The organism is Duganella sp. 1411, assembly GCF_017833525.1.
GTDB lineage: Bacteria > Pseudomonadota > Gammaproteobacteria > Burkholderiales > Burkholderiaceae_D > Rugamonas.
Genome location: NZ_JAFICD010000005.1, coordinates 389152 through 400750, shown reverse-complemented (window position 1 = coordinate 400750; position 11599 = coordinate 389152). Strand labels below are relative to the sequence as shown.

Genomic DNA, 11599 nt, shown 5'->3' with positions numbered 1-11599 from the left:
GTTACTTGCATCTGCGCGCCGCGTTTCACCACAATCATAACTGAGTGGCGCCCGATGATCAGCCAAATCTGCGGCCAAATATTTTTGCGGGTCATCGCTTGCAATTGTATAGCGCACTACCCATAATGGTGGTATGAACACCAAAAACCAACCCGACGACACCGCGCCCGCCGCCGTGCCGCAGCTGGACGGGCAGCTGTGCTTCGCGCTGTATTCGACCTCGCTGGCGATGAGTAAAATCTATCGCAAGCTGTTGCGCGGCCTGGGGCTGACCTACTCCCAATACCTCGTCATGATGGTGTTGTGGGAGAAAAACGAACTGACCGTGTCGGAGGTGGGCGAACGCCTGTTCCTCGACTCGGCCACGCTGACGCCGTTGCTCAAGCGCATGGAGCAGGCCGAATTGCTGACCCGCACCCGCGCCGCCAGCGACGAGCGCCAGGTCATCATCACGCTCACGCCGCGCGGCGACGCGCTGCGCCACGAGGCGGCCAAGCTGCCGCCGGCCATCCTGCAGGCGACCAAGTGCACCTTGGACGAAGTGGTCGGCATGAAGCAGCAGCTCGACGCGCTGCGCGCCGGCCTGATGGCCTCCTCCAATTGAGCGCGCCATGACCACCTCCGCCCCCATTTTCACGCCCGCCGCCGACGCGGTGGCGGCGCTGCGCGGCGCCGGCTACGCGCTGCTGGCGCCGGCCGACGTGGCGGCGCTGGCCGGCGTGCCGCTGGCCGAACTCGACGCCCTCGTGCCCAGCTGGGACACGCTCGAACTGGATAACTATCTGAAGGACGGCGGGCGCTATCGGCGCCGGCGCCATTCGTGCTTCGTCCAGGACGGCGCGCGGCTGACGCAGACGGCGCACCGCGCGCACTGGCAGCCGCTTGAGTACAACGCCCTGCACGGCGGCATGAACCGCCTGTTCGAGCCGATGCTGCCGGCCACGGTCGCGCAGCCGGCCTGGAACGCGCTGGTGGGCGCCATCGGCCGCTTGTGCGGCGCGGCGCGCGGCGCCGACCATGGCGGCGCGCCGTGGTATGTGGAGGCGCACCAGTTCCGCATCGACACCACCGACGGCATCGGCCGCCCCACGCCCGAGGGCGCGCACCGCGACGGCGTCGATTTCGTCGCCGTGATCCTGATCGCCCGCGTGGACATCAAGGGCGGGGAGACTCGCATCTTTGAAGCCGATGGCCCCAACGGCAAGCGCTTCACGATGACCGCGCCGTGGACCATGCTGCTGCTCGACGACGCCACCGTGATCCACGAATCGACGCCGATCCAGCCGCTGTCCGGGCACGGCCACCGCGACACGCTGGTGCTGACCTGGCGCGCGGGTGGCTTCCAGGGACAGGAAAATCCCCTGTTCCCGGGCTAAATCCGATATAGTCACACCAGCTAAAACCCAGCAATCAGGAGGGCAGTCTGTGGACGCCAGCTACGAGATACAGCCCGATGAAATCGAAATTCTGATCGTCGAGGACAGCCCCACCCAGGCCGAGCGGCTGCGCCGCCTGATCCAGTCGATGCGCTACAAGGCGCGCGTGGCCGGCAACGGCCGGCTGGCGCTGGAGGCGATCCGCGAACGCAAACCGCACCTGGTGCTGTCCGATATCGTCATGCCGGAGATGGACGGCTACACGCTGTGCCGCGCCATCAAGACCGATCCGGACCTGCGCGACATCCCGGTGATCCTGGTGACGTCGCTGATGGACCCGAAGGACATCATCCGCGGCATCGAATGCGGTTCCGACAACTTCATCCGCAAACCGTACGCGGAGGATTACCTGCTCAACCGCATCGGCCACATGCTGATGAACCAGAAGCTGCGCAAGAACCAGAACATGGAGGTCGGCATCGCCCTCTACCTGGGCGATCAAAAGCACTTCATCAACGCCGAGCGCCAGCAAATCCTCGACCTGCTGATCTCCACCTACGAACAGGCGGTGCAGGTCAACAGCGAGCTGCAGGCGCGCGAACGCCAGGTGATCGAGCTGAATATGCGCCTGGCCCACCACGCCGGCGAGCTGGAAACCATCAACCGCGAGATCGCGCTGAAAAACCTGGAGCTGGCCGAGGCCAGCCGCATGAAATCGGCCTTCATCGCCAACATGTCGCACGAGCTGCGCACGCCGCTCAACGCCATCATCGGCTTCACCGGCGCGCTGCTGATGAAGCTGCCGGGCCCGCTGACGACGGAGCAGGACAAGCAGCTCAACACCATCCGCACCAGCGCGCGCCACCTGCTCTCGCTGATCAACGACATCCTCGACGTGGCCAAGATCGAGGCCGGCAAGGTGACCTTGGAGCTGGAGACGGTGCGCTGCCAGGAGCTCGTCACCGACGTCGTCGACACCCTGCGCCCGCTGGCGCTGCAAAAAGGGCTGGCGCTGGAGATCGACCTGGCGCCGGCGGCGATCGTGCTCGAGACCGACCGCCGCGCGCTGACGCAGATCCTGCTCAACCTGGGCAACAACGCCATCAAGTTCACCGAAACGGGCACCGTGCGCGTGACATTGACGCAACGCAACGGCGAAGGCCAGAACATCATCGAGTTCTCGGTGGCCGACAGCGGCGCCGGCATCCGCGAGGAAGACCAGAGCAAATTGTTCCAGGCGTTCTCGCAGCTCGATTCGACGTCGACACGGCATGCCGAGGGGGCCGGCCTGGGGCTGTACCTGTGCCAGAACCTGGCCAACCTGATCGGCGGCTCGCTGTTCTTCAAGAGCGATTTCGGCCACGGCAGCACATTCACGCTGGCCGTGCCGCACCGCAGGTGACGCGCCGCGCGCCGGGCCGATGCGCCGTGGCGCCAGGGAGACAGTAGTTTTACCGTATTGCACCGCAACATAATTCCGGATAGTATGGGAACTGTCTCCTCCAACCGTTCGCTGAACATTGGAATTTAGCCCGCAACCTTCGAGGTCGCGGGCTTTTTTTTGCCTTTTTTCATCGTTTGCCAGCCACTTGCGTTTTCGGCAGCTCTGCTGCACTGCGATACTTCAGCAATAAATTAAACAATCGATTTAGTTATATCAATTGTTTGAATTATGTGATGTAATCCGGCCATGAACGCTAAATCCACCTCCTCCCCCGCCCCATCCGGCCAGCCGGCGGACGACGTCCGCAAGCCACGTTCCGACGGCGAGCAGTCGCGCGAGCGCCTGCTGCTGGCGGCGATGCGCCTGTTCGGCCAGCAGGGCTTTTCCAAGACATCCACGCGCGAGATCGCCCAGGCAGCCGGCACCAACGTCGCCGCCATCAGCTACTACTTTGGCGACAAGGCCGGCTTGTACCAGTCCTGCTTCAGCTTCATGTGCGCCGAGGCGGGGGGGAACGTTGCCGCGTTCGACCAGCCGCATTTCACACTGCGCGAGTCGCTGGAAGGCTATTACGGGCAGATGATCGCCCCGCTGCTGAACCAGAAGCAGGAGGCGGACGTGATGCTGCGCCTGTTCTTCCGCGAGATGCTCGAGCCCACCGGCTTATGGGTGGCGGAAGTGGAAAACAACATCAAGCCGGAGCACCTGGCGCTCACCCGGGTGCTGTGCCGCCATCTGGGCCTGGCCGGGGCGACCGACGAGGTCCACCGGCTGGCGTATGCGATTCCCGCGCTCTGCATACAATTATTGATCTCCCAGGACGTCATCAATGCCATCACGCCGCATATGTTGTCCACGCCGGAGGCGATTTCCGCGTGGTGCGGGCGGCTGGTCGACTATGCCGAAGCGCTGTTCAATGCCGAAAAACTTAGACTCCAAAGGAAAGCATGAAGATTATCGTCCGCGCGACGGCGGCATTGGCCGTCGCCGCAGCGCTTAGCGCCTGCGCCCTCACGCCGCCGGCGCCGCACGTCGACGCGCAGGCGCCGCAACAGTGGCAGGCGCCCTTGCCCGGTCCTTCGGACCAACCCCAACTTCCGCACAACGGCAACCAGGCCGACCTGGCCGACTGGTGGCGCCACCAGGCCGACGCGCTGCTGGTGCGGCTGATCGAATCGGCGCAAGCGGTCAGCCCGACGGTGGCGTCGGCCGCCTCGCGCATCGCGCAGTCGCGCGCCGACCGCGTGAGCGCCGGCGCCGCGCTGGTGCCCACGCTCGACGGCACGGGCAGCATCAGCCGCGCCAACCAGCAATCGGCGCTGCCGACGGGGACCACCTCGCAGGCGGCGCTGCAGACGGCGTGGGAGATCGACGTGTTCGGCGCCAACCGCGCCACCCGCGACGCGGCCCAGGCGCGCCTCGACAGCGCCCACGCGGGCTGGCACGACGCCCGCGTCTCGGTCGCCGCCGAAGTGGCCAACCAATACTACGCCCTGCGCGCCTGCGAGCAGCTGCTGGCCGTGGCCAAACAGGACGCCGCCTCGCGCGCCGACACCGCGCGCCTGACGCAATTGAGCGCCACCGCCGGCTTCGAATCGCCCGCCAGCCTGGCGCTGGCGCGCGCCAGCGCCGCCGACGGCAACAACCGCTACCTCACCCAGCGCGCCAGCTGCGACGTCGGCGTCAAGGTGCTGGTGGCGCTGACGGCCGTGCCGGAGACGGAGCTGCGCCAAATGCTGGCCAGCGGGGTGGCGGCGGCCGACGCGGTGGCGCCGGCCATGGCCATCAACGCGCTGCCGGCCAGCACCCTGAACCAGCGGCCGGACGTGTTCACCGCCGAACGCGAAGTGACCGCCGCCAGCGCCGAAGTGGGCAACGCCCAGGCGCAGCGCTATCCGCGCCTGACGCTATCGGGCTCGGTCGGCGTCGCCAACTTCCGCAGCGGCGGCGACAACACCAAGACCGATACCTGGACCATCGGTCCGCTGGCGGTGTCGGTGCCGATCTTCGACGCCGGCCGCCGCCGCGCCAACGTCGACGCGGCCGGCGCGCGCTACGACTACGCCGTCGCCAACTACCGGTCCACGGTGCGCACCGCCGTCAGCGAACTGGAACAGGCGCTGGTCAATCTGGACGGCACCGCCGCCCGCGCCGCCGACGCCCAGGCCGCGCTGGACGGCTACCGCGTCAACTTCACCGCCGTCGAGGACCGCTACAAGAACGGCATGGCGAGCCTGTTCGAGCTGGAGGACGCGCGCCGCACCCGCCTCGGCGCCGAACAAACCGTCATCAACCTGCAGCGCGAACGCAGCGCCGCCTGGGTGTCGCTGTACCGCGCCGCCGGCGGCGGCTGGACCGCGCCGGCCGGCGCCGCCCCCGCCGTCGCCAATGCCGCCGCGCCCAACGTCAAATAAAAGCAACCACACCGTCCATTATGAAAACTATCAAAACCAATCTGAAACCGCTTGCCATCGCCCTGCTGGCGCTCTTCGTCGCCGGCGGCGTCGGCATGGCCGTGTACTCGCCGGCCAGCCAGGCCGCCGATGACAAGAAAGCGGCGGCGCCGAAGCCGGCGCTGACCGTGACCACCACCAGGCCGTCCACCGCCAGCCTGCCGATCAAGCTGGCCGCCAACGGCAACGTCGCCGCCTGGCAGGAGGCGAGCGTCAGCAGCGAATCGAACGGCCTGCGCCTGACCGAGGTGCGCGTCAACGTCGGCGACGTCGTCAAGGCCGGCGACGTGCTGGCCGTGTTCTCGGCCGAGACCATCAACGCCGACATCGCCCAATCGAAAGCGGCGCTGCAGGAGGCCGAGGCCAACGCCGCCGACGCCGTGGCCAACGCCGCGCGCGCCCGCACCTTGCAAAACTCCGGCGCCCTGAGCGCGCAGCAGATCAGCCAGTACAACACCACCGAGCAAACCGCCAACGCCCGCATCGCCTCGGCCAAGGCGGCGCTGGCCAACCAGCAGCTGCGCCTGAAGTACACCAGGGTGGTCGCGCCGGACGGCGGCATCATCTCCGCCAGGACCGCCAACGCCACCGTCGGCTCGGTGTCCGCGCCCGGCACGGAGCTGTTCCGCATGATCCGCCAGGGCCGCCTGGAATGGCGCGCCGAAGTGGTGGCCGCCGACCTGCGCAACCTCAAACCCGGCACCGGCGCCATCGTCAAGGCGGCCAACGGCAGCGAGGTGACGGGCAAGGTGCGCATGATCGCGCCGACCGTGGACCTGCAAACCCGCTCGGCGCTGGTGTATGTCGACCTGCCCCCGGGCGCCGGCGCCGGCGCGGCGCCGTTCAAGGCCGGCATGTTCGCCAGCGGCCAGTTCGAACTGGGTAAATCCGACGCCCTGACCGTGCCGCAGCAATCGATCGTCGTGCGCGACGGCTTCAGCTTCGTGTTCCGCCTGAACGCCGACAGCAAGGTCAGTCAAATCAAGGTGCAACCGGGCCGCCGCCTGGGCGACCGCATCGAGGTCAAGGGCGGCCTGTCGGCCGACACCCAGGTGGTGCTGCGCGGCGCCGGTTTCCTCAACGACGGCGATCTGGTGCACGTCGTCGCCGAGACCGCGCCGGCCACGGTGTCGAAGTCGGCGTCGGCGGCCAAGCCGGCCGTCGTCAAGTAAGGGAACGCCATGAATTTCTCCTCCCTGTCGATCAAGAACCCGATCCCGGCGATCATGCTGTTCGCCCTGCTCACCCTGGCCGGGCTGATGGCCTACAAGGCCAATCCGGTGCAGGACTTCCCCGACATCGAACTGCCGATCGTCACCGTCACGGCCACCCTCGACGGCAGCGCGCCGGCGCAGCTGGAGACCGAGGTGGCCCGTAAGATCGAGGACTCCGTCGCCACCCTGCAAGGCGTGAAGAACATCCACACCACGGTGCTCGACGGCGTCTCGACCACCACCATCGAATTCGTGCTAGAGAAGCAGATCGCGGACGCCGTCAACGACGTGCGCGACGCGGTGGCCCGCATCAAGGCCGACATGCCGGCCGAGCTGCGCGACCCGACCGTAACCAAGGCCTCCACCGCCGGCCGCGTGGTGCTGACCTTCACCGCCTCCGCCGCCGAGGTACCCGGCGAGAAAATGGACAAGCAGGAACTGAGCTGGTTCGTTGACAATGTCGTCGCCAAGCGTTTGCTGGCGGTGCCGGGCATCGGTTCGGTCAAGCGCGTCGGCGGCGTGTACCGCGAGATCCGCGTGGAGCTCGACGACGCCCGCATGGCGGCGCTGCGCGTGTCGGCGCTGGACGTGTCGCGCCAACTGCGGCTGGTGCAGAAGGAAGCCCCGGGCGGACGCGGTGACGTCAGCGGCGCCGAGCAATCGGTGCGCACCATCGGCACCGTCAAGAGCGCGGCCGAACTGGCCGCCATGGACCTGCCGCTGAGCGACGGCCGCCGCGTGCGGCTCGACCAGGTGGCCACCATCACCGACACCGTCTCCGAACCGCGCGCCATCGCGCTGCAGGACGGCAAGGAGGTGATCGGCTTCGAGATCTTCCGCAACAAGGGCGCCAGCGAGCTGGCGGTGGCCAAGGGCGCGCGCGCGGCGATCAAGGAGCTGGAGGCGAACAACCCGAAGGTGGCGCTCAAGCAGGTCATCGACAACGCCCTGCCGGTCGAGGAAAACTTCGACGGCTCGATGGAGCTGCTGTACGAAGGCGCGCTGCTGGCGGTGCTGGTGGTGTGGTGGTTCCTGCGCGACTGGCGCGCCACGCTGGTGGCCGCCGCCGCGTTGCCGCTGTCGGTGATGCCGGCCTTCCTCGGCATCTACCTGTTCGGCTACACGCTCAACACCGTGACCTTGCTGTCGCTGGCGCTGGTGGTCGGCGTGCTGGTCGACGACGCCATCGTCGAAATCGAAAACATCGCGCGCCACCTGCGCATGGGTAAAACCCCGATGGAGGCGGCGATGGAGGCGGCCGACGAAATCGGCATGGCCGTCATCGCCACCACGTTCGCGCTGGTGGCCGTGTTCCTGCCGACCGCCTTCATGAGCGGCATCGCCGGCCTGTTCTTCAAGCAGTTCGGCTGGACCTCGGTGATCGCGGTGCTGGCGTCGCTGGTGGTGGCGCGCTTGCTGACGCCAATGATGGCGGCCTACCTGCTCAAGCCGATCGCGCACGCGGAGGAAAAGGACGGCTGGCTGATGGCGCGTTACCTGCGCGTGATGCGCTGGTGCCTGAAACACCGCGGCATCACGGCGCTGGCCGCCGCCGCGTTCTTCGCCGGCTCGATCTCGCTGGTCGGCCTGCTGCCCACCGGCTTCGTGCCGGCCGCCGACCGCGCCCAGACCCAGATCAACCTGGAGCTGCCGCCGGGTTCCACGCTGGCCGAGACCAGCGTCATCGCCGAACGCGCACGCCAGGCCGCGATGGAAGTAGCGGGCGTCAGCTCGGTGTTCAGCTCCATCGGCGGCGGCTCCAGCGGCGACGCCTTCGCGCCCGGCGCGGCGGCCGAGGCGCGCAGCGCGGTGCTGACCATCACCACCGTCCACCGCACCAAACGCAAGGAATCGATGGCCGACATCGACGACAAGATCCGCGCCCGCCTCGACGCCATTCCCGGCGCCCGCTTCAAGGTCGGCCCGCCGGACAACGGCGTCAAACTGCAGCTGGTGCTGCGCAGCGACGACCCGGTCGCGCTGCAGGCCACGGCGCAGAAGGTCGAGCGCGAAATGCGCACGCTCAAAGGCGTCGGCAACGTGCGTTCGAGCGCCTCGCTGGTGCGTCCCGAGATCATCGTCACGCCGGACTTCGCCAAGGCCGCCGACCTGGGCGTGACCGCCAACGCCATCGGCCAGACGGTGCGCGTGGCCACCGCCGGCGACTACGACACCGACCTGACCAAGATGAACCTGCCGGAGCGCCAGGTGCCGATCCGCGTCAAGCTGCCCGATTCGGTGCGGGCCGACCTCGACGCCATCGGCCGCCTGACGGTGCCCGGCAAAAACGGACCGGTGCTGCTGGCCACCGTCGCCACCATCACGATGGAGAGCGGCCCGGCGCAGATCAATCGCCTCAACCGCGCCCGCAACGTCACGTTCGAGGTGGAACTGGGCCGGCGCGCGCTGGGCGAAGTCGACGCCGAGGCGCGCGCGCTGCCGTCGCTGAAAAACCTGCCGCCGTCGGTCAAGATCGCGGAGCTGGGCGACACGCAGGAGATGGCCGCGCTGTTCGCCAGCTTCGGCCTCGCCATGCTGATCGGCGTGTTGTGCATCTACTGCGTGCTGGTGCTGCTGTTCAAGGACTTCATGCAGCCGGTGACGATCCTGGCGGCGTTGCCGCTGTCGATAGGCGGCGCCTTCGTCGCGCTGCTGATCACCCGCAGCGCGCTGTCGATGCCGTCGATGATCGGCTTGATCATGCTGATGGGGATCGTGACGAAGAACTCGATCCTGCTGGTCGATTATGCTATTCTGGCGCGCCAGGAAGGCATGAGCCGCTTCGACGCGCTGGTCGACGCCTGCCACAAGCGCAGCCGTCCGATTTTGATGACCACCATCGCCATGGGCGCCGGCATGATGCCGCTGGCGCTGGGCTGGGGCGCCGACCCGAGCTTCCGTTCGCCGATGGCGATCACGGTGATCGGCGGCCTGATTACGTCGACGTTACTGAGCCTGCTGGTGGTGCCGGCCGTGTTCACCTACATCGACGACGCCGAACACCTGCTGGGGCGCCTGATGCGCAAACTGCGCCGCCAGCCGGCGCCGGCCCCGGCGTCCGGACAGGAACCGCCGCTGCGCAAGATCGCCGGCGGCCATTAATCAAGCATCCATCAGGGAGACAAAAATGGAATACGAGATCAAGCAATTGCCGGCGGTGCGCGTAGCGTATCTGCGCTACAAAGGACCGTTCGGCGCCGCGATCGGCGAGTTCTGGAAGGAAGTGTTCACGCCGTGGCAGAAAGCCTTCGGCTTGGACAACCGCGTGACGTACGGCGTGGCGCAGGACGACCCGAGCACGACGCCGGCCAACGAATGCCGCTACGACGCCTGCGTCGAAGTGGCGGCGGACTACCCGGTCGCCGAACCAGCGCGGGAAGCGACGCTGCCGGCCGGGCGGTACGCCGTCGCGAAATTCCAGGGGACGGGCGACCAGATGCCGGCGGCGTGGGGAGAGTTCTTCGGGCAGATCCACGCCGAAGGCATTTTCGCGCCGGGACTGTGCATGGAGCGCTACGCGGCGGATTACACGATGGACCCGGAGACGGGCGTCTTCTCCGCCGAAATCTGCATCCCGGTGAAATAAGCAAACCACACCACGGAACCATGCCCACCACGGAGACACGTAGGGCGGATTAGCGCAGCGTAATCCGCCATGCATGCGCCGCCGCCGGAGCATGCATGGCGGATTACGGCGTTCCGCCTAATCCGCCCTACGGCCGCGCCACCCAACCGCCGCCCATGGCGCGGTACAAATCGACCGACGCCACCAGAATCCGCGTCCGCAATTGCAGCCGTCCCACATCGGCGCTATACAGCGTGCGCTGCGCGTCCAACTCCTCCAGGTACGAGGCATACCCATTGCGGTACCGGTTGTGCGCGATGCGCAGCGTCTCCGCCGCCGTTGCCCTGCGCGCGTCGTTCTGCACCGCCTGCTCCTTCAACTGATAAATCGCACCCAGGCTGTTATCGGTCTCCGAAAAAGCCGTGCGCACCGCGTTCTCGTAAGCGTAGGTGAGTTGATCGCGCTGCGCCGCCACGGAGTCGGTCTGCGACTGCACGCGGCCGCCCTCGAACACCGGCGCGGCGATGGCCCCGGTCAACCGCCACAACGCCGTCGGCGCATTCAGAAAATCGTGCATCTTCAAGCTCTGGATACCACCGACCGCCGTCAGCTTAAACGACGGCAGCAACTGGTCGCGCGTGGCCTGCAAATTGGCGTTGGCGGCGACCAGATTGTATTCCGCCCGTGCGATATCCGGCCGCCGGCGCAGCAGTTCCGACGGCAGCCCGGCCGGCACCGGCGGCGGCTCCAGTTGCCCCAGCTCCGCCCCGCGCGGGATCGGACCGGGATTGCCGCCGGTGAGCACGGCCAGCGCATTCTCCTGCTCGAAGATCGAACGTTTCAACTGCGGCACCTGCTCGGCGGTGGTCTGATACTCCGCCTGCGCCTGCAGCCATTCCAGCCGCGAACTGTAACCGACATCGAACTGGCGCTTGGCGAGATCGCGCGATTCCTCGCGCAGCTTGAGCGTCGCCTCGGTCAGCGCCAGCTGGGCGTCGAGCCCGCGCAAATTAAGATAACCCGATGCGACGGTGGCGGCGATCGACAAGGCCACCGCATCCGCGTTGGCCTGCTCCGATTGATAGGTGGCGGTGGCGGCATCGGTCGCCGCGGCCAGCCGACCCCAAAGATCGACCTCGTAGCTCGCCTGGATCTCGGCCTGATAGACGTTGGTGACGTACGGCGCGCCATTGGACGCCAGCTGGCGCGCGCGTGAGGGCGCCGTATCGACAATCACATTGGGCTTTTGCCCCGCCGCCGCCACGCCCACCAGCGCGCGGTATTGCGCCACGCGCGCGCGGGCGATGCGCAAGTCGCCATTGTGCTCCAGCGCCTTGGCCACCAGCGCGCTCAGAACCGGATCGCCAAAGGCCTGCCACCATTCCCGCTCGACCGGCGCGGCGCTCTGGCCGGGACCGGGCGCCGTGCGCCAGGCGGCCGGCGTTTGCAGCGTCGACGCGGGCGGCGGGCCCACCTTGGCCGCGCAGCCGGCCAGCGCCAGCGCGACCGTGACCGCGATCGCTACCGCGCCGGGGCGCAGGGGCATT

At 67.5% G+C, this 11599-nt stretch carries 9 protein-coding genes; 8 read left to right on the top strand and 1 reads right to left on the bottom strand.

Features of this window, described 5'->3' with window-relative positions; genetic code table 11:
* Positions 1-133: 133 nt before the first annotated feature.
* The 8 genes from JOD97_RS24695 to JOD97_RS24660 all read left to right on the top strand — a co-directional run bounded on the left by JOD97_RS24695 (position 134) and on the right by JOD97_RS24660 (position 10073).
* Entirely contained in the window at positions 134-604 is a 471-nt protein-coding gene (locus JOD97_RS24695) for a MarR family winged helix-turn-helix transcriptional regulator (RefSeq protein ID WP_209724477.1), read from the top strand.
* Positions 605-611: 7 nt separating this feature from the next.
* Positions 612-1376: a 2OG-Fe dioxygenase family protein gene (locus tag JOD97_RS24690; RefSeq protein WP_209724475.1), complete on the top strand. Its 765-nt coding sequence runs from the start codon at positions 612-614 to the stop codon at positions 1374-1376.
* A gap of 49 nt (positions 1377-1425) precedes the next feature.
* Positions 1426-2778 (top strand): response regulator, encoded by a 1353-nt coding sequence (locus JOD97_RS24685; protein ID WP_209724473.1) that lies wholly within the window; start codon positions 1426-1428, stop codon positions 2776-2778.
* A gap of 288 nt (positions 2779-3066) precedes the next feature.
* Entirely contained in the window at positions 3067-3771 is a 705-nt protein-coding gene (locus JOD97_RS24680) for a CerR family C-terminal domain-containing protein (RefSeq protein ID WP_209724471.1), read from the top strand.
* Entirely contained in the window at positions 3768-5234 is a 1467-nt protein-coding gene (locus JOD97_RS24675) for an efflux transporter outer membrane subunit (RefSeq protein ID WP_209724469.1), read from the top strand. The genes JOD97_RS24680 and JOD97_RS24675 overlap by 4 nt, the downstream gene beginning before the upstream one ends.
* Positions 5235-5254: 20 nt before the next feature.
* Entirely contained in the window at positions 5255-6445 is a 1191-nt protein-coding gene (locus JOD97_RS24670) for an efflux RND transporter periplasmic adaptor subunit (protein WP_209724467.1), read from the top strand.
* Between the two features lie 9 nt (positions 6446-6454).
* Positions 6455-9589, top strand: coding sequence for an efflux RND transporter permease subunit (locus tag JOD97_RS24665; protein ID WP_209724465.1), 3135 nt, complete (start codon positions 6455-6457; stop codon positions 9587-9589).
* A 25-nt stretch (positions 9590-9614) separates the two neighbouring features.
* Complete coding sequence (locus JOD97_RS24660; RefSeq protein WP_209724463.1) at positions 9615-10073, top strand: GyrI-like domain-containing protein; 459 nt, start codon at positions 9615-9617, stop codon at positions 10071-10073.
* 127 nt (positions 10074-10200) lie between these two features.
* On the opposite strand, the gene JOD97_RS24655 is transcribed toward JOD97_RS24660, so the two are convergent.
* Positions 10201-11598, bottom strand: a complete 1398-nt coding sequence (locus JOD97_RS24655) for an efflux transporter outer membrane subunit (protein ID WP_209724461.1) — start codon at positions 11596-11598, stop codon at positions 10201-10203.
* Between the last annotated feature and the right edge of the window lies 1 nt (position 11599).

Coding starts and splice junctions, on each gene's coding strand:
- JOD97_RS24695 (WP_209724477.1), top strand. CDS start 134: ATGAACACCAAAAACCAACCCGACGACACCGCGCCCGCCGCCGTGCCG.
- JOD97_RS24690 (WP_209724475.1), top strand. CDS start 612: ATGACCACCTCCGCCCCCATTTTCACGCCCGCCGCCGACGCGGTGGCG.
- JOD97_RS24680 (WP_209724471.1), top strand. CDS start 3,067: ATGAACGCTAAATCCACCTCCTCCCCCGCCCCATCCGGCCAGCCGGCG.
- JOD97_RS24675 (WP_209724469.1), top strand. CDS start 3,768: ATGAAGATTATCGTCCGCGCGACGGCGGCATTGGCCGTCGCCGCAGCG.
- JOD97_RS24670 (WP_209724467.1), top strand. CDS start 5,255: ATGAAAACTATCAAAACCAATCTGAAACCGCTTGCCATCGCCCTGCTG.
- JOD97_RS24665 (WP_209724465.1), top strand. CDS start 6,455: ATGAATTTCTCCTCCCTGTCGATCAAGAACCCGATCCCGGCGATCATG.
- JOD97_RS24660 (WP_209724463.1), top strand. CDS start 9,615: ATGGAATACGAGATCAAGCAATTGCCGGCGGTGCGCGTAGCGTATCTG.
- JOD97_RS24655 (WP_209724461.1), bottom strand. CDS start 11,598: ATGCCCCTGCGCCCCGGCGCGGTAGCGATCGCGGTCACGGTCGCGCTG.